Raw genomic sequence first — 18,328 nt, 5'->3', positions numbered from 1 at the left:
AACCAGTAGATCACACTTCATCGTGCTTTTCATTTTTCTGGGGAACCCTCAGCCCTGTGGGAGAGGGTTAGGGTGAGGGCATCAGGCCGCACTACATCACCCACTCACTCCCTTCAATCCCATTCACCAGCAGCCTGCGTTTTTCCCCCGCCGGTAATGACACCTTCAGTGCTTTCCACGCCGGACGATAATCTCCGCGCGCAGTGATCTTCAAATTGATGGTTGCCCCATCACACACCATTTCCCACTCTACCCACAGCGCATTGCCGTTCTGATAGCCCCAGCTTTCACCGTCATCTTCAAACAGCAGACCGGTGTTGGTGCCCACGCCTTTGACCGGGAACAGCTTCAGCTCGCGGGTGTCGTCTTTTTCCGCGCTGACGTGAGTGATGCGTTCGCTGAGCGGCAGACCGGCACCGGCGCGCACCAGCAGCGGCAGTTTTTCCAGCGGTGCATCCAGAGCGATCCACTGCCCGCCCGCGTACCACGCGTGGGTGTAAAAATCGTACCAGCCGGTTTCGTTATCCGGCAGCCAGAGACGGCGCTCGCGCTGTCCGGCCTCCACCACGCTTGCCACCAGCAGGTCCCGGCCCAGCAGGAACTCGTCGCACTCTTCAAAGGTCTGCGCATCGTGTTCGTGGTCGAGGAAGGTTGGGCGCAGCATCGGTTCGTCATCGGCATGTGCCTGCCAGAGCAGGGTGTAGAGATACGGCAGCAGACGATAGCGCAGCTCAATAGCACCGCGAATAGCGGGGGTGACGCCCGGATACATCCACGGCTCGTTTACCGTGTGGTCATCGTTCCACGAGTGAATGGTAAAGCGCGGGTGCATCACGCCGTTCTGCACCCAGCGGACAAACAGCTCGGCGTCGGGTTTGTCGCCAGAAAAACCGCCCACGTCATGACCAACGTTAAACAGCCCGGACAGGCTCATACCCAGCCCCATGCGGATGTTATAGCGCAGGGTGTCCCAGTTGGTGCGGTTATCGCCGCTCCAGGTCTGAACGTAACGTTGCATCCCGGCGCAGCCGGAACGGGAGATCAGATACGGGCGCTTTTCCGGGGCAAACCGCTGCTGCGCTTCCAGCGAGGCGCGCATCATCAGCAGCGGCATCACCGGGCGGATGTGTTTGATGGCGATCTCCTTGCCAAAACCATGGCAGCGCGCTTCGCCGTCCCACACTTCGTATTCGTTGTTATCGTTCCAGGTGGAGTCGATCCCCATCTCCAGCAGCTGCGTGGTGACCCCTTCCTGCCACCATTTCACCGTCTGCGGGTTGGTAAAGTCGAGGTGGGAACCTTCGTCATCCCAGAAGCTGGAGCGTTCTGGTGCGTCGGTTTCTGAATCACGAATGAACAGGCCGTTTTCCGCCACTTCGCTATAGCGCGGGTGGTCCTGCAGCAGGCACGGCTTGATGTTTGCCGCCAGCCGCAGCCCCGCATCGTGGAATGCCTGGGTCATCACCTTCGGTTGCGGCACTTTGTCGTGGTTCCAGTTAAAGACATAGCGCTTGCCGTTGATCGAGGTATAACCCGATGAGAGCTGGAACGAGTCGCACGGGATCGCATGCTCTTCGCACAGGCGAATAAAGTTCATCAGTTGGTTTTGTGCGTCCGGCGCGTCGGTGTAGTGCATGGTCGACCCGCTGTAGCCCAGGCTCCACTTTGGCCCGAACAGCGTTTTCCCGGTCAGGCGCACAAAGGCTTTGGTGACGTCCAGCACCCGTTTGCCGGTAAAGAGGTAGTAATCGATATCACCCGCTTCCGCCTGCCAGCGACGGTAGGCGGTGTGGTAGTTATCAATCTCGTTGCCCAGATCCAACCAGCAGCTGCTCAGGTTGTCGTAGAACAGGCCGTAACTCACGTCATCGCGGCGGGTAAGGGTAAACGGGATGTGTTTATACAGCGGGTCGGTGCTGGCCGCGTTGTAGCCCATGGCGTCGAGGTTGCGCATCTCGAAGCGCTTACCGTTGCGCTGCAGGTCGCCCGCTTTCTCACCCAGGCCGTAAAAACGCTCGTCCTTGCGACGGCTCAGGTAGTGTGCCACCCCGTCGCCGTGAGCGTTCAGCAGATAGGCGCTGGTCGGACGGTCATTGACCAGCGGCTGCCACTCCCCAGCGTCATTGCGATAGTGCCACTCCAGCCACAGCGGCTGATGAACGGTCACACGCAGCTGTTCGGTAGCAATTGTCAGCCCCTCATCCTGCTGGCTTAGCGTCCAGGCAGGGCAGGTGAAGCCGCTCAGATCGTCGCGACGACGGCCTTCCCACGGCTCATCTTCTTCCGGAGCGATGCTCCAGGTGCGGTCCAGCGCCAGTTCACCTTTACGTTTGATCAGTACACGGAACAGGTTCTCTTCCAGCACATACAGGCACAGGCGGTGCTGGTTATCCACCAGCAGTTCCAGATGGTTGGCCGACTGCTTATCGACGGTCCAGTTTTTCAGGGTTTTCATATGCAATACATCCACTATCAGGCGCGCTTGGCGCGACGTTCAGCAATAAATGCCACCAGGAAAACAGCGCCAATCAGGTCAAAGAAACCCATGGCAATAAAGAGCGGGTTGAAGCCGATTTTGTCGGCGGTCACACCAATCAACAGCGAGAACAGGAAGCTGGCGATCCACGCCGCCGAGCCGCGCATACCGTTAACGGTCGCCATCTGGCCTTTATCGAACGACTCCACCACTAGGGCGCTGAGCATGCAGGAGATGATCTGATGCCCGAAACCGCCGATGGAGATCAGCACGATGGTGATGTACGGGTCGCGGGTAATGGCGACGACGGCCAGAGAGATCATCAGGAACGCGCCGGTGACGGAGCTTGCCACCACGGAGTTGACGCGGGAGCAGCCAAACAGGCGGGTATACAGACGGGTGAGGTAACCGCTCGCCACGCTGCCGAGATCGGCGGCCAGGAACGGCAGCCAGGCAAACATCGCGATCTGCTTCAGATCCATGCCGTGCTCTTTGGCGAGATACAGCGGCACCCAGAAACTCAGCACTGCCCAGGCCGGTTCCGCCATAAAGGCCGGGATGGCGATACCGTAAAAACGTTTATTTTTTGAGACGGTTTTCAGCGCGGTCAGGAAGGGCAGTTTTACTGCAGGCGGTTCGTTATCCTGCTTGATAAACGCCAGCTCGTCTTTGCTCAGGTTCGGGTGCTGCTCCGGATTGTGGTAGAACGCCCACCACAGGATCACCCACAGCAGCGCCAGCACGCCGGTGAACATAAACGCGCCCTGCCAGCCAAACGAGGCGTGCGCGAAGTAGATGATAGGCGGAGCCAGCATTGCGCCAATGGAGAAGCCCACACCAGCCCAGCCGGCTGCCACAGGACGTTCCGATTTCGGGAACCATTCACCAATGGTTTTGGCGTTTGCGGGCGTGGCGGCGGCTTCAGAAGCCCCCATAAAGAAGCGCAGTATGGCAAGGTGCAGCCAGCTCCCGGCACCCGCGTGGAAAATACACATCAGCGCCCAGATCCCGGCGCAAATCATAAAGCCAATCTTCAGGCCGATCACGTCGATCAGCCAGCCGCACAGAGGCTGGAAAATGGTGTAGGCGATCTGGAATGCCCCGAAGATCCAGGAGTACTGCTCGGTGGTGATCCCGAGGCTCTCTTTCAGTTCCGGGGCGAGGATCCCGAGTGAGTTTCGGGTGATGTAGTTAACGGTGACGCCAAGTAAGAACAGCACCAGCACATACCAGCGCAGGTTTTTAATGACGCGACGGGTTTTGCTTGCCGCAACGGTGTTATTAATGTCCTGACTCATTTTACTCTCCACAAGACGGACGGTAAGGGGACGGAAGTTCAGGTGTCACACAGGTTTATGACGTTGATTGTTATCTGTTTTACCGCTTCAAGTTGCTATACAACTAGTATGGAAGTTGTGTGACAAGTTCACCTTAAGGGAGAAAATGAGAGGGCAATAGTGGATTTTGTGCAAAATTTCTCATAACTGAGCGACATCATTTGGCATCATGGCTTTGACATCAGCTATTGCCTGATATCCACGCTATGAAAATTTTGTCATTTCGCAAATGGAGCCAGATCACAAAATGGACAAAAGGCTAAAAATCACCGAAATCGCTGCCCGGACTCAGCTCTCAATCAGCACCGTTTCGCGGGTCCTTGCCGGGAAGGCGAATACCAGTGAAAAAGCACGTGCGAAGGTGCTGGCATGCGCGCGCGAGCTGGGGGTGCTGGACGGAATGGCTGCGGGCCGTTTGCTGCTCAACAGTCTCGTTGTCTTCGCCCCACAGCGCGCCTTTGACGAGCGGTCTGACATCTTTTACTACCGTGTGATCCAGAGCGTAAGCAAAGGCCTGGCCTCGTACGATGTTCGACTGCGTTACTGCGCGCTGGAGGAGAACGACAGCGACGCCCAGTTGTTTCTGGCGCGAATGAACGAGCCGGACACCCAGGCCGCCATCCTCCTCGGCATTGACGATCCACATATCCACGATCTGGCAGTGGATGTCGGTAAACCCTGCATGCTGATTAACTGCCGCGACCGGCATATGCGCCTGCCTGCCGTCGCGCCGGACCATCGGGCCATTGGTGAGCGGGCGGCGGACTATCTGTTTGAAATGGGACACCGTGAGGTGATGAATGTGTTGTGCCTGCGGCGTTACACCATGGAGCTGCGCCTTGCGGGGATCCGCGACGCATGGCAGTCACACAACCTGAAGTTCAACGACAAACGCGATTTGCTGGTGGCGCCGAGCTTCAGCGCTCGCGAAACAGAGCAGCTGGTCACCGACTGGCTGAGCCACATGCAGGGAAAAGACTTGCCGACTGCGTTTCTGGTGGGGGGTGACTTTATGGCGGCGGGCACCATCAGCGCCCTGCAAAAACAGGGGTTACGCGTGCCGCAGGATATTTCGGTGATGAGCATTGACGGCTTCAATCTGGCGGCCATTCAGGATGTACCGTTAACCGCGGTACATGTTCCACGTGATGAGCTGGGCACCGAAGCGGTACATATGCTCCAGCAGCGGCTGATGCGCCCGGAGGCGCCGTCAGGCACGCTATTGCTTAACGGCACCCTGACCGTACGGGAATCGGTCCGGCGGATACGTCAGGGGAAACGACGCACCGCCGTTGAGCGGGAAGGGCTGTACGACAGTTAAGCCATGCCCAGCGCACGCTTGCCGTGGATATTGAGATCGGCCACGGTAAAGCGATCCTGCCAGGTTTCTTCATAATCCTCGCGCGGGAAATCACCCGGCGATGCCCCGGTTTCCAGCGCCGCTTTCACCTTCTTCGCGTAGGCGAGGTTCTTCTCGCACATCGGCGCGGCAGGAATGTACATCACGTTGCCCCAGCCCTGTTGATCCTCAACCGGCGCGACGGAGTGGATCACATCGCAGTGCCACCACACCGAATCGCCCGCCTCCAGTGCCGGAATGCTGGTGAGCGCTTCGATAAGCAGCGGGTGCCATTTCTCTGACACCGGCAGAACGCGCCCCGGCGCGACGCCGCACAGTTCGTCCTCCGGCACGTCATCCAGCAGCGGACGCAGCAGAATATAAGCCATCGCTTCCGGGATTGGCACCACGTGCAGCAGCCCCTGGCCCGGGATCATGTCCGACAGCGCCGTCCAGCCCTGGAAGGTGCGGAACACCGAACATTTGGTGGTGTTATCCACGGTGTACTCTTCCACTTCAGTACGGTGCGCAGCATTCCACGGGTCGTATTTCTCTACGTTGCCATCAAAGACGCGGGCGAAAACCTGCTGATAGGCGGGCAGCAGCCAGCGCTCCAGCGCACCGGAATCGGTATGCGCGCCCAGCCCTTTCGAGGTGGTGCCCGGTGGACGACGGCGGATGCGATCCGGGTAAATCACGCTGACGTCCGGGTCGAACCACTGTTTGCCGTTGCTCTCGAATGTCCACAGACGGTTCAGAAACGACTGCACCTGCGCCATCTCTTCACTCTGGCGCGCCTGCATTTGCGCCTGTGACCAGTAGATAGGGTAAATCTCCGGGCGAGACGCCGTTAAGGTACCAAAGAAGTTATCGCCGGGCCCTTTATAGACTTCATCAAACTGGTTGAGATCGAGGTAATCGAGCATCGACTGATCCCATGCCAGCGCCTGCTCGCGCGGGAAATGACCTTTTATTACCGCGCAACCCCGGCGTTTGATCGCCTCACGCTGCGCGGATGTGATGGTACCATTTTTCACATCCGCAAACGGGATCACCGGCCAGACGGGCTCGCCTTTGTTTTTCAGGGCGTTAATTTCCGCCACGCGGGTCGCGATGGTATCGCTGAGCTTATCGAACACCGCCTGCACATCGCCGATTTGCGCCCGTAGCTCGCGCTTCATCTCACGGATTGCGGCTTTGTGATCCGCCGGCAAAGTTTCACTGGTAAACGTCATAACTGCCTCGCATCTTTCATTCGAAAGTGAAAATGTCTACAAGTGATACTTTAAGTTAAAAATTGGTTAATGCAAGTTTAAAAAGTTGACGGGTAGCACAGGATGGAAAAAGAGTAAGGGGTGCCGGAGCGCGGCTCCGGCAGGAAGGGAATCAGGCGTCGAACGGGGAGTGGTGATCCAGCACCGCCTGAATAACGTTCAGCGCGCCCTGGTGGTTGTTGTCGTCGGTGCTGTAGCGGCTTACGTCTCTGATGCTTTCGGCCGCGTTGCCCATTGCAAAGGAGTATTTCACCAGCTTCAGCATCTCTGCGTCATTGCCGCTGTCGCCAATACCCACGCACTCCTGCGGGGAGACTTTCCAGCGTTTCAGCAGACGGCTGATGCCATTGGCTTTGTGCAGGCCGGGGATAATCAAATCGACAAAACCAAAGCCGCTGGTGACCGGCTTCATAATGCCGTCCAGGGAGACATGCAGTTTATCGACCAGATTCGGGATATCGCTGTCCGGCAGGTTCAGGGAGAACTTAAACAACACGTCGTTAATGTCGCGGTAGTCGCTGATACGCTTTAAGCGGTGATAGTGCTTTGACATCAGCGCCACGAACGCCTCGGGGGCCTGATCGCTGACGTAAGCGCTGTCGAGACCGCAGGCCACAAAGTTCAGCCCTTTGTCTTTCAGCAGTTCGCCAATAACGATTTGCGACTCATGACGCGTCAGCTCGCCGTGGAAAATTTGTTCACCGTGATCGAAGACCAGCGCACCGTTTTCCGCCACGAAGGAGATCTGATCTTTCAGTTCCGGGAAGAAGGAGATGAGCTGGTAATACTGGTTACCGCTGGCGACAACAAATTCAATATTACGGGCTTTAAGCTGCTCAAACTGTGCCTGAAAGCGGTCACGATCGTACTGCTTGGCATCATCAAGGAAAGTTCCGTCCATATCGGTGACGATAACTTTAACGGTCATACTGTGCTCCTGGGTCACTGCGTTTTGAAACATTCTAATAACAAGGTGACGGAGAGCACAAATTTAATTTCGAATGAAAGTAAAAGCAAAACGGCAACCGACGTTGCCGTTTTTAGTCTTTTCTCCCTCTCCCGGTGGGAGAGGGCCGGGGTGAGGGCATCAGCGTGCGCATTTCCCCCTCACCCTAACCCTCTCCCTCAAGGGAGAGGGGATACGTCGTTACAACGTATGCTCCGTACGCGCAATGATATCGTCCTGTGCATCCGGCGACAGGGCGGTGAAGAACGCCGAGTAGCCTGCGACGCGTACCACCAGGTCACGATACTGGTCCGGGTGTTTCTTCGCGTCCAGCAGCGTTTCGCGTGAAACGATGTTGTACTGAATATGCCAGCCTTTATGCACCTCGAAGAAGGTACGCAGCAGCACCATCAGCTTCTGGCGGTCGCTGTCGTTTTCCAGCGTTGACGGGTTCAGCTTCTGGTTTAACAGCACGCCGCCAAGAATCGCTTCGGTCGGCAGTTTACCCACGGAGCCGATCACCGCCGTTGGACCGAGATGATCGGTACCGGAGGCCGGACTGGCGCCTTCCGCCAGCGGGGTGTGCGCTTTGCGTCCGTCCGGAGTCGCCATTGTCGCTGCACCAAACGGCACGTTTGCGGAGATGGAGGATGTACCCGCGTAGTAGTTACCGCCAATGGGGCCACGGCCGTAACGCGGGTTGTGATACTGCTTCAGCTCGTCAATGTAGGTCTGATAAGCACGGGTCAGCAGCATGTCCACACTGTCGTCATCGTTGCCGTACTTCGGCGCACCGTTGATAAGACGCTGACGCAGCTGCTCGTGCGTCAGCCCGTCGAAGTCATCCGCCAGCGCCGCCGCCAGCTGCTGCTGACCGATGACGCCCTGCTCGAACACCAGTTTCTTCACCGCCGCCAGGCTGTTACCGAGGTTGGCAATCCCCACCTGCAGGCCGGAGACCCAGTCATACTTCGCGCCGCCCTGCTTGATGCTTTTCGCCCGCTCGATGCAGTCATCCACCAGCGCCGAGCAGAGGATATCGTGGACATTCTCTTCCAGCATGGTGTCCACGACATACTCAATCTCGATGGATTTACGGGTGTAATAGCGGATCTGGGTATCCCAGGCCGTCATCACCTCGTCGAAATTGCTGAAGTTACCGGCAGAGAGCGCTTTCTCCTGCGGCAGGAACACTTTCCCGCTGGTGGCATCGCGGCCGCCTTCCAGCGCGGCGAGCATCACGCGGGCGAAGTTGATAAAGCTCATGCCGGTGCAGCGGTAGCCCCATTTGCCGCCAACGGCGGTTTCGATGCAGCCGATGGCGGCATAGTCGTACGCATCTTCTTTTTCTACGCCGAGCTTGATGAATTCCGGGATCACGATTTCATCGTTGTTGAACGCTGGCATGCCGAAGCCGCAGCGGATCACCTGCACGCAGGCGTCGAGGAAGTCGTTGCTCATCCCTGCGTGATAACGCACGCTCAGGTTTGGCTGGGTGGAGCGCAGACGACCGCAGGACTCCAGAATCGCGTAAGAGAGCGGGTTGACGGCGTCCATTGGCTCACCGTTGACCAGCTTCTGACCGCCGATGGTGACGTTCTGGTACAGCGGGCTGCCTGCGGAGGCTTTGGAGTGCGAGCCGGAGCGGATCTTGTTCACTTCCAGCAACTTCAGCCAGCAGCTGTGGAGCAGCTCGATGGCGTGCTCGCGGTCGAGGCTCTGGTTCAGCTCTACGTCGCGACGGTAGTACGGGTAGAGATATTGATCCATGCGGGCGAACGACACGGAGTGGCCGTTGGACTCAATCTGCAGGATAAGCTGAATGAAGTAGCACAGCTGCAGCGCCTGCCAGAAGGTTTTTGGCGGTTCATGGGCAATCGCGTCACAGTTTTCCGCTATCGCCAGCAGCTCGTCGCGGCGGCTGACGCGGGATTCGGTAGCCGCCATTTCACGCGCCAGGGCTGCAAAACGTTCGATATGCAGACTTACCGCCTCCAGCACGATATCAATCGCTTTCAGGAACTGATCGCCGTGCAGGTCGTCCAGCACCGTCAGGTTGATGCGCGAGCGGCGCTCGGCCACTTTAGCACGCAGGCCGTCGAGCCCTTTTTCCAGCACCAGCGGGAAGTTCACCGCCAGGTGGGCATCGCCGGAGGTCATGTTGCCTTCGGCTTTGATAATGCCGGTTTCCAGCAGGCTTTTCTGCTCGTCGGTGAACATGCCGTAACAGCGATCCTGTACCGTCTGGCCGCGCCACCACGGGCAGATCTCATGCAGAACGCGCTTATTCTCTTCGCTGACCGCAAAGCCTGCGCCGGGACGGTCCGCCAGATCGTCAATCTCTTTCTCAATCCAGGAGACGGTATATTCCGGGAAGATCGGCGCGGCGCGCACTTCGCTTGCCTGGTTACCAACGATCAGCTCATCGTGTTTGATCCAGATGGTGCGCTGCGCGAGATGATGTGCCAGGGCCAGCGCGCGACGCACCGGGATCGGTTTATCCATATGCTGCTGGTACATTTCAGTGTAGTGCTGCGCGCGCTCGGTACAGACCGGCGGCTTCACGATATGCACCAGGGCCATTTTGTGCGCTTTAATGCGCTCGCTGAGGGTGTTGAGATTCAGGGTAGTCATCGTTTTATCCTCGTAAGGTCGCGGTTAACCCTTTCTGGCAGGCATACTGCTGTGCAAAGTCCAGTAGCGCAGGGTTATCCAGCGGTTTGTCAGGGGCAGAGTAAGGTTGGCCGAGCAGGATGTATTTGTTCATGCCCAGCGTGTGATACGGCAGAAAGTGAATGTCGCGAACGTTCAGTTCGTCGGCTGCGAAATTGGTAATGGCGGTAACAGAGGCTTCATCGGCGTTAAAGCCCGGGATCAGCGGCACGCGAATGATGATTTTTTTCCCGGCCGCCGCCAGGCGTTTCAGGTTGTCCAGGATGCGTTTTGCCGAGCCGTCCGTCCACTGTTTGAATACCTCTGCATCCACATGCTTCAGGTCGGCGAGGAACAGATCGACATACGGAAGTGAAGGTGCGATATAGTGCCACGGCACGTGAAGGCAAGTTTCGACGGCGGTATGAATACCCTGTTCATGGCTGGCTTTAAACAACGCCAGTGCCAGATCGGGGTTCATAAACGGCTCGCCGCCGGAGAGGGTGATTCCACCGCCGCTGCGGTCGTAAAACGGCTTATCGCGCAGGACGGTCGCCATGATCTCCTCCACCTGACGTTCTTCACCACACACGGTGAGCGCCTGTGTCGGGCAGCAGTCGGTAAGGGCGTTAAGCGTCTGTTCGTCTAGTTTCTCACGGTGGATGACCAGCCCGTTCAGCGCACGTTCGATACAGCCCGGTGCCGCCTGCTGGCACAGATCGCAGCCGTCCAGGCAAAGACGTGCATCAAACAGCACGTCCCGCGTGCGGGCCCGGCTTTCCGGGTTCTGGCACCAGCGACAGCCCAGCGAGCAGCCTTTCAGGAACACCACGGTACGGATCCCGGGGCCATCATGGGTAGAGTAACGCTGAATATTGAAGATCATGATTTTGCCTCTCATCTTGCATATGAAGATTAAATAACTTTCGAATGAAAGTTATCTTGATGCAGGTCAACTCCTGAGCAGGTTTTGTCGTGATAGGGTAAGTGCAGGCTAAAATTGAGGGCGACATCATGGAACTTTATCTCGACACTTCTGACGTTGCGGCAGTGAAAAAGCTCGCACGCATCTTCCCGCTGGCGGGCGTGACCACCAACCCCAGCATTGTGGCGGCAGGCAAAACGCCGCTTGAGGTTCTGCTGCCAGAACTGCACGACGCGCTGGGTGGCAAAGGCCGTCTGTTCGCGCAGGTGATGGCCACGACCGCCGAAGGCATGGTGGACGATGCGCGTAAGCTGCGTGCCATCATTAACGACCTGGTGGTGAAAGTGCCGGTGACGGCGGAAGGGCTGGCGGCGATCAAAATGCTAAAAGCAGAAGGGATCCCGACGCTGGGGACCGCGGTATATGGTGCCGCACAGGGGATGTTGTCCGCGCTGGCGGGGGCAGAGTATGTCGCGCCTTACGTTAACCGCGTGGATGCGCAGGGCGGAGACGGGATCCAGACCGTTGTGGAATTACAGCAGTTGCTGACGCTGCATGCCCCGCAATCAAAAGTGCTGGCGGCGAGCTTCAAAACCCCGCGTCAGGCGCTGGATTGCCTGCTGGCCGGCTGTGAGTCCATCACGCTGCCGCTGGATGTGGCGCAGCAGTTTATTACCTCTCCGGCGGTGGATGCGGCGATCGTGAAGTTTGAGCAGGACTGGCAGGGGGCGTTTGGACGGACGGCTCTCTGACGCGTTATCTCCCTCTCCCGGTGGGAGAGGGCCGGGGTGAGGGCATCAGGCCGCAACGAGGTTTAACCGCTGCACACCTCACACCCCGGACTACGCATCAGCTTCATCTCGCGGAACTGGCAGGTCATTGCGTCATACATCACAATTTTCCCCGCCGCTGGCGTACCGTAACGGGTCAGCACTTTGATCGCTTCCATCGCCTGCAGTGACCCGATCACGCCGACTAACGGCGCCATTACGCCCGCCTCGACGCAGGTGAGCGCATTCTCACCAAACAGGCGGCTCAGACAGCGATAACACGGTTCGCCTTCAGCATAGGTAAAGACGCTGATCTGTCCTTCCATGCGGATTGCTGCGCCAGAAACCAGCGGCGTTTTGTGGGTAAAACAGCCGGCGTTTAGCTGGTTGCGGATGGCGACGTTATCAGTACAGTCCAGCACCAGATCGTGCTTTGCGATTTGCGCGTATAACGCCTCGTCATCCAGCATCGCGTTAATCGGGGTGAACTGAACGTGAGGGTTGATGCGCGTTAACGCTGCGCGGGCAGAGTCTACCTTCGGCTGGCCGAGTGTCGCATCGCTGTGCAGCGTCTGGCGCTGCAGATTTGACACCGACACGGTATCAAAGTCCAGCAGCGTCATCTTGCCCACACCCGCCGCGGCGAGGTATTGCGCGGCGGCGCAGCCCAGACCGCCCAGGCCGACGACCAGTACGCTGGCCGCCTTGAGCGCTTCCTGGCCATCAAAATCAAAACCGCGCAGCACAATCTGGCGGTTATAGCGCATCATCTCTTCATCGCTCAGTTCCGCCGCCATCTCAGCCTCCGAACAGGTGGTTAAAGTGCTCCACCTCAACCCATTCGCCTGCTTCCACATTGCCACGCTCGCGCTCCAGCACGATAAAGCAGTTGCCCTGGCTGAAGGAGCTGAAAATGTGCGAACCCTGATGGCCGGTGGTGCTCACCTCCAGCTCGCCCTCCGCGTTGCGCGTCAGAATACCGCGCTGGAAATCAAGACGACCGGGGGATTTCTTAAGGCGCGTAGCGGCACGCACGCGCTGGCGTACCGGCAGCGGACTGGCACGGTTGCCCGAAAGCTTCGCCAGCAGCGGGATCACCAGCTGGTAGAAGGTCAGGGCGGCAGAGACCGGGTTACCCGGCAGGCCGCAGAACCAGCTGTGCTTAAGCTTGCCAAAAGCGAACGGTTTGCCCGGCTTGATGGCCAGCTTCCAGAAGGCGATTTCACCCAGCTCTTCCAGGATGGTTTTGGTGTAATCCGCTTCACCCACCGAAACACCGCCGGAGCTGATCACCACGTCGGCCGCGTTGTCTGCCTCAATAAAGGCGGCGCGCAGTTTTTCCGGGTCATCAGGAATAATGCCAAGGTTGATCACTTCACAGCCCAGCTGCTCCAGCATCAGGTGTACCGCCAGACGGTTGGTGTCGTAAATCTGCCCGTCCTGCAGCGGCTGGCCCGGTAGCTGCAATTCATCACCGGTAGAAAAGAGCGCGACGCGCACCTGACGGATCACCTCAATGTCCGCGATACCGAGCGAGGCCAGCACCGGCAGTTCACCCACCGTCAGCTTCTGCCCCGCAGCGAATACCGTTGCGCCAAGAGCAATATCTTCGCCGGTGCGGCGGATGTTCTGGCCTGCTTTGACGCTGGCGGTAAAGCGCACGCCGTCAGCGGTCTGTTCGGTCTCTTCCTGCATCACTACCGCATCGCAGCCTGCGGGAACCGGCGCGCCGGTCATGATGCGCACGCAAGTGCCCACAGGCCATTCTCCGTCAAACGGTTGACCGGCGAAGGCTTTTCCTGCGACAGGCAGCGCCTGACCCGTCTGGAGATCCGCCAGGCGTACCGCGTAACCGTCCATCGCTGAGTTATCAAACCCCGGCACGTTAAGCGGGGAAATGATGTCGCGTGCGGCAATACGACCAAAACAGCGCGCCAGCGGCAGCGTCTCTACGTCGTGCAGCGGGGAAAGTCGGTCAAGCATCTGCGTGAGTGCCGTCTCAAGCGGCATCAGTCCGGCGGTAAAATCCATGGTGGGCTCCAGCACAGTAACAACGAAAGCGCTCATTATGGCAGAAAAGTGCGGCTAACTGTATGACCCACCATGAGTACCCTTTACATCGCAGTTGCGTCTTTCTATATTCAAAAATTATCTGAAGAATCATCAACGATAATGATATTTATAGAAAAAGCCGCCATGCAGGCTGACAGGTGAGGCGAAATGGTTAATGCGGTAATCGCAATTCATGGCGGCGCCGGGGCTATTACCCGTGCACAGCTCAGTCCTGAGCAGGAGAAGCGCTACATTGATGCGCTCTACGCCATTGTCGAAACGGGCCAGCGAATGCTGGAGGCGGGCGAAAGCGCGCTGGATGTGGTGACCGAAGCGGTACGTCTGCTGGAAGAGTGTCCGCTGTTCAATGCGGGGATAGGTTCCGTGTATACGCGTGACGAGACGCACGAGCTGGATGCCTGCGTGATGGATGGCGTCACCCTGAAAGCAGGGGCCGTGGCGGGCGTGAGCCATCTGCGCAACCCGATTCTGGCGGCGCGACTGGTGATGGAAGAGAGTCCTCATGTGCTGCTGACGGGCGTTGGGGCGGAGAACTTTGCCTTCGCACACGGGATGGAGCGGGTATCGCCGGATCTTTTTTCCACTGACGAGCGCTACCAGCAGCTACTGGCAGCCCGTACGGCGGGCATGACCCAGCTGGACCACTCCTCACCGCTCAATGAAACCACCAAAATGGGCACGGTTGGCGCGGTGGCGCTTGATAAGGCTGGTAATCTGGCGGCGGCCACCTCAACCGGCGGTATGACCAACAAGCTACCTGGCCGGGTTGGCGACAGTCCGCTGCCGGGCGCCGGGTGCTATGCCAATAACGCCACGGCGGCGGTCTCCTGCACCGGAACCGGCGAAGTGTTTATTCGCGCGCTCGCCGCATACGACATTACCGCCCTGATGGATTACGGCGGGCTCAGCCTGAGTGAAGCCTGCGAACGTGTGGTAATGGAAAAGTTGCCCGCGCTGGGCGGTGAGGGTGGACTCATTGCGGTGGACCGTGAGGGTAACGTAGCCCTGCCGTTCAACAGCGAAGGGATGTACCGCGCCTGGGGCTATGCCGGTGATGAACCCAGCACCGGGATCTATCGTGAATAAGGGGGCAACGCGTGCCGCACAGTGAAGAGCTGGATAACCGCGAAGTGCTGGCTGTCCATCAGCTGAATATTGCGTTTCAGGAGGAGCGGCAGTTCATCCCCGCAGTAGAGAATTTATCGTTCTCACTCAACCGCGGCGAAACGCTGGCGATTGTGGGGGAGTCCGGCTCCGGGAAATCGGTCACCGCGCTGGCGCTGATGCGCCTGCTGGAACAGACGGGCGGGCAAATCAGCAGCGAGAAGATGCTTCTGCGCCGTCGCAATCGTCAGTTCATTGATTTAAACGAGCTGAGCGCAGCACAGATGCAGGGCGTGCGCGGGGCGGATATCGCGATGATCTTCCAGGAGCCGATGACCTCGCTGAACCCGGTCTTCCCGGTTGGAGAGCAAATTGCCGAATCCATCCGCCTGCATCAGGGGCTGAGCGGCGATGAAGCCCTTCTGGAAGCCAAACGGATGCTGGAGCTGGTACGTATCCCGGAGTCGCAGTCCATACTCGGCCGCTATCCGCATCAGCTCTCTGGCGGGATGCGTCAGCGGGTGATGATTGCCATGGCGCTCTCGTGCCGTCCGGCGGTATTGATTGCGGACGAGCCGACGACGGCGCTGGATGTCACCATTCAGGCGCAGATCCTGCAGCTTATCAAAGTGCTGCAGCAGGAGATGGAGATGGGGGTGATGTTTATCACCCACGATATGGGCGTGGTCGCGGATATTGCCGATCGCGTGCTGGTGATGCACCAGGGCAGGGCGGTAGAAACCGGCACGGTAGAGCAGATTTTCCATGCGCCCGCCCACCCTTACACCAAAGCGCTGCTGGCGGCGGTTCCGCGTCTGGGAGCGATGAACGGCAGCGATCTTCCGCGCCGTTTCCCGCTGATTTCCCTTGAGGCGGCGGGCCGCCAGGAAGAGGAAACCGAGCAGGACACCGTGGTACCCGGCAAGCCCATTCTTGAGGTGCGGGATCTGGTGACCCGTTTTCCTCTGCGCAGCGGCATTTTCAACCGTGTAAAGCGTGAAGTGCACGCGGTTGAAAATGTCAGTTTTGATTTATGGCCAGGCGAAACGCTGGCGCTGGTGGGGGAGTCGGGCTGCGGCAAATCCACCACCGGACGCGCGTTACTTCGGCTGGTGGAGTCGCAGGAAGGGAGCATTACCTTTAACGGCGAACGTATCGACACCCTTCCTGACAGTAAGCTTCAGGCGGTGAGGCGGAATATCCAGTTTATTTTTCAGGATCCGTATGCGTCTCTGGACCCGCGCCATACGGTGGGGTATTCGATTATGGAGCCGCTGCGGGTGCATAATCTGCTCGACGGCGAAGCCGCACAGCGTCGGGTGGCGTGGCTGCTGGAACGCGTGGGTCTGAAGCCGGAACATGCCTGGCGTTACCCGCATGAGTTTTCCGGCGGTCAGCGGCAGCGAATTTGTATTGCCCGCGCGCTGGCCCTGAACCCAAAAGTGGTGATCGCAGACGAATCTGTCTCGGCGCTGGATGTCTCTATCCGCGCGCAAATCATCAATTTATTGCTCGACTTACAGCGGGATCTGGGGATTGCCTTTCTCTTTATTTCCCACGACATGGCGGTGGTGGAGCGCATCAGCCATCGCGTGGCGGTGATGTATCTGGGGCAAATCGTCGAGATTGGTCCGCGGCGGGCGGTGTTTGAGAACCCGCAGCACCCGTACACCCGTAAGCTGATGTCTGCAGTACCGGTTGCCGATCCCGAACACCGTCACGGGCAGCGCGTGCTGCTGCAGGATGAGATGCCGAGCAATATTCGTAAACGGGGTGAGGTCATGGAGCGGGTCACGCTGCGTGAAGTGGGCCCCGGACATTTTGTTGCCCCTCCGCGTCAGGACAATGCATTTTCGCGGTTATAACGTACAACAGGCAGGAGAACACAATGGTTAAATTTGTTGCTCGTACATGGCTGTTAGCCGCGAGCGTGACGGCAGCCCTGGCCGCCTCTCCCGCGTTCGCTGCCAAAGATGTGGTGGTTGCCGTCGGCTCCAATTTCACCACCCTTGATCCCTATGACGCCAACGATACGCTGTCGCAGGCGGTCGCCAAGTCGTTCTACCAGGGGCTGTTTGGCCTGGACAGAGAGATGAAGCTGAAAAATGTGCTGGCAGAGGGGTACACCGTCTCGGATGATGGGCTGGTCTATACCATTAAGCTCAGAACCGGCGTGAAGTTCCAGGATGGCACCGATTTCAACGCGGAGGCGGTGAAGGTTAACCTCGACCGCGCCAGCAACCCGGAAAACAGCCTCAAGCGCTATAACCTCTATAAAAATATTGCCAGCACCGAGGCGGTCGATCCGACAACGGTAAAAATTACCCTGAAAGAGCCGTTCTCGGCCTTTATTAATATTCTGGCGCATCCGGCGACGGCGATGATCTCGCCTGCGGCGCTGAAAAAATACGGGAAAGAGATTGGGTTCCATCCGGTCGGTACCGGCCCGTATGAGCTGGTGACCTGGAACCAGACGGACTTTGTAAAGGTGAAGAAATTCGCCGGCTACTGGCAGCAGGGGCTGCCGAAGCTCGACACCATCACCTGGCGTCCGGTGGTGGATAACAACACCCGCGCGGCGATGCTGCAAACCGGCGAAGCGCAGTTTGCCTTCCCGATCCCGTACGAGCAGGCGGCGATCCTGCAGAAGAACAGCAAGCTGGAGCTGGTGGCCAGTCCGTCCATTATGCAGCGTTACATCAGCATGAACGTGACGCAAAAGCCGTTTGATAATCCCAAAGTGCGCGAGGCCATCAACTACGCGATTAACCGTCAGGCGCTGGTAAAAGTGGCCTTCGCGGGTTTCGCCACCCCGGCCACCGGCGTGCTGCCACCGGCTATTGCCTATGCGCAAAGCTATCAGCCGTGGCCATACGATCCGGCGAAAGCCCGTGAACTGTTAAAAGAGGCAGGCTTCCCGAACGGCTTTAGCACCACGTTATGGTCATCCCATAATCACAGTACCGCGCAGAAGGTGCTGCAGTTTACCCAGCAGCAGCTGGCGCAGGTCGGTATTAAGGTGCAGGTCACCGCGATGGATGCCGGGCAGCGTGCGGCAGAAGTGGAAGGGAAAGGGCAGAAAGAGAGCGGCGTGCGGATGTTCTACACCGGCTGGTCGGCCTCTACCGGTGAGGCTGACTGGGCGCTGTCGCCGCTGTTCGCCTCGCAGAACTGGCCGCCGACCCTGTTCAACACGGCATTCTACAGCAACCCGCAGGTGGATAAAGATCTTGCCGATGCGCTGAAAACCACCAAACCGGATGAGAAAGCGCGCCTCTACAAAGACGCACAGGATATCATCTGGAAAGAGTCGCCGTGGGTACCGCTGGTGGTGGAAAAACTGGTTTCGGCGCATAACAAAGCGTTGACCGGGTTTTACATCATGCCGGATACGGGCTTTAGCTTTGACGATGCGGATTTAAAATAACACTC

12 protein-coding genes and 1 pseudogene are annotated in these 18,328 nt (G+C 58.3%); 5 read left to right on the top strand and 8 right to left on the bottom strand.

What is annotated here, in order from left to right:
- Nucleotides 1–91: 91 nt before the first annotated feature.
- Nucleotides 92–2,455 carry a TIM-barrel domain-containing protein gene (locus HX884_RS14350; protein ID WP_178328384.1) on the bottom strand — a complete coding sequence of 788 codons (2,364 nt, stop codon included), beginning with the start codon at nt 2,453–2,455 and terminating at the stop codon, nt 92–94.
- Nucleotides 2,456–2,472: 17 nt separating this feature from the next.
- Nucleotides 2,473–3,774: an MFS transporter gene (locus HX884_RS14345; protein ID WP_178328383.1), complete on the bottom strand. Its 1,302-nt coding sequence runs from the start codon at nt 3,772–3,774 to the stop codon at nt 2,473–2,475.
- A 286-nt stretch (nt 3,775–4,060) separates the two neighbouring features.
- On the opposite strand from HX884_RS14345, the gene HX884_RS14340 reads away from it, so the two are divergent.
- Nucleotides 4,061–5,134, top strand: a complete 1,074-nt coding sequence (locus HX884_RS14340) for a LacI family DNA-binding transcriptional regulator (RefSeq protein ID WP_048971702.1) — start codon at nt 4,061–4,063, stop codon at nt 5,132–5,134.
- On the opposite strand, the gene HX884_RS14335 is transcribed toward HX884_RS14340, so the two are convergent.
- From HX884_RS14335 to HX884_RS14320, 4 genes are all read right to left on the bottom strand, one after another.
- Nucleotides 5,131–6,387, bottom strand: a complete 1,257-nt coding sequence (locus HX884_RS14335; protein ID WP_130626476.1) for a DUF1479 domain-containing protein — start codon at nt 6,385–6,387, stop codon at nt 5,131–5,133. The two genes, HX884_RS14340 and HX884_RS14335, sit on opposite strands and share 4 nt — an antisense overlap.
- A 151-nt stretch (nt 6,388–6,538) precedes the next feature.
- On the bottom strand, nt 6,539–7,354 hold the full coding sequence (locus tag HX884_RS14330; RefSeq protein WP_029882866.1) for a Cof-type HAD-IIB family hydrolase: 816 nt from the start codon (nt 7,352–7,354) through the stop codon (nt 6,539–6,541).
- Between the two features lie 219 nt (nt 7,355–7,573).
- On the bottom strand, nt 7,574–10,006 hold the full coding sequence (locus HX884_RS14325; protein ID WP_045295693.1) for a formate C-acetyltransferase/glycerol dehydratase family glycyl radical enzyme: 2,433 nt from the start codon (nt 10,004–10,006) through the stop codon (nt 7,574–7,576).
- A gap of 4 nt (nt 10,007–10,010) precedes the next feature.
- The gene (locus HX884_RS14320; RefSeq protein WP_178328382.1) at nt 10,011–10,910 is read right to left on the bottom strand and encodes a glycyl-radical enzyme activating protein; all 900 of its coding nucleotides are present in this window, start codon (nt 10,908–10,910) and stop codon (nt 10,011–10,013) included.
- A gap of 128 nt (nt 10,911–11,038) precedes the next feature.
- On the opposite strand from HX884_RS14320, the gene fsa reads away from it, so the two are divergent.
- Complete coding sequence (gene fsa / locus HX884_RS14315) at nt 11,039–11,701, top strand: fructose-6-phosphate aldolase (RefSeq protein ID WP_029882869.1); 663 nt, start codon at nt 11,039–11,041, stop codon at nt 11,699–11,701.
- 62 nt (nt 11,702–11,763) lie between these two features.
- On the opposite strand, the gene moeB is transcribed toward fsa, so the two are convergent.
- Nucleotides 11,764–12,516 (bottom strand): molybdopterin-synthase adenylyltransferase MoeB, encoded by a 753-nt coding sequence (gene moeB / locus HX884_RS14310; protein WP_102751706.1) that lies wholly within the window; start codon nt 12,514–12,516, stop codon nt 11,764–11,766.
- Nucleotide 12,517: 1 nt separating this feature from the next.
- A complete protein-coding gene (gene moeA / locus HX884_RS14305) occupies nt 12,518–13,750 on the bottom strand; it encodes a molybdopterin molybdotransferase MoeA (protein ID WP_094085269.1) in 1,233 nt (410 codons plus the stop codon).
- Nucleotides 13,751–13,939: 189 nt separating this feature from the next.
- Here moeA and iaaA point away from each other — a divergent pair.
- From iaaA to gsiB, 3 genes and pseudogenes are all read left to right on the top strand, one after another.
- A pseudogene (gene iaaA, locus HX884_RS14300) lies at nt 13,940–14,903 on the top strand (beta-aspartyl-peptidase).
- Entirely contained in the window at nt 14,890–16,761 is a 1,872-nt protein-coding gene (gene gsiA, locus HX884_RS14295; protein WP_178328381.1) for a glutathione ABC transporter ATP-binding protein GsiA, read from the top strand. Before iaaA ends, gsiA begins: the two are co-directional and overlap by 14 nt.
- 23 nt (nt 16,762–16,784) lie before the next feature.
- The gene (gene gsiB / locus HX884_RS14290; protein WP_013097435.1) at nt 16,785–18,323 is read left to right on the top strand and encodes a glutathione ABC transporter substrate-binding protein GsiB; all 1,539 of its coding nucleotides are present in this window, start codon (nt 16,785–16,787) and stop codon (nt 18,321–18,323) included.
- Nucleotides 18,324–18,328 lie beyond the last annotated feature (5 nt).

The organism is Enterobacter sp. SECR19-1250, from assembly GCF_013391025.1.
Classification (GTDB): Bacteria; Pseudomonadota; Gammaproteobacteria; order Enterobacterales; family Enterobacteriaceae; genus Enterobacter; species Enterobacter cloacae.
This window is presented reverse-complemented; position numbering and strand designations above follow the sequence as displayed.

Bases quoted from the DNA above. Each gene is read 5' to 3' on its own strand.
- HX884_RS14320 (WP_178328382.1), bottom strand. From the start codon at position 10,910: ATGATCTTCAATATTCAGCGTTACTCTACCCATGATGGCCCCGGGATC.
- moeB (WP_102751706.1), bottom strand. From the start codon at position 12,516: ATGGCGGCGGAACTGAGCGATGAAGAGATGATGCGCTATAACCGCCAG.
- HX884_RS14350 (WP_178328384.1), bottom strand. From the start codon at position 2,455: ATGAAAACCCTGAAAAACTGGACCGTCGATAAGCAGTCGGCCAACCAT.
- fsa (WP_029882869.1), top strand. From the start codon at position 11,039: ATGGAACTTTATCTCGACACTTCTGACGTTGCGGCAGTGAAAAAGCTC.
- HX884_RS14340 (WP_048971702.1), top strand. From the start codon at position 4,061: ATGGACAAAAGGCTAAAAATCACCGAAATCGCTGCCCGGACTCAGCTC.
- HX884_RS14345 (WP_178328383.1), bottom strand. From the start codon at position 3,774: ATGAGTCAGGACATTAATAACACCGTTGCGGCAAGCAAAACCCGTCGC.
- HX884_RS14335 (WP_130626476.1), bottom strand. From the start codon at position 6,387: ATGACGTTTACCAGTGAAACTTTGCCGGCGGATCACAAAGCCGCAATC.
- HX884_RS14325 (WP_045295693.1), bottom strand. From the start codon at position 10,006: ATGACTACCCTGAATCTCAACACCCTCAGCGAGCGCATTAAAGCGCAC.
- moeA (WP_094085269.1), bottom strand. From the start codon at position 13,750: ATGGATTTTACCGCCGGACTGATGCCGCTTGAGACGGCACTCACGCAG.
- gsiB (WP_013097435.1), top strand. From the start codon at position 16,785: ATGGTTAAATTTGTTGCTCGTACATGGCTGTTAGCCGCGAGCGTGACG.
- HX884_RS14330 (WP_029882866.1), bottom strand. From the start codon at position 7,354: ATGACCGTTAAAGTTATCGTCACCGATATGGACGGAACTTTCCTTGAT.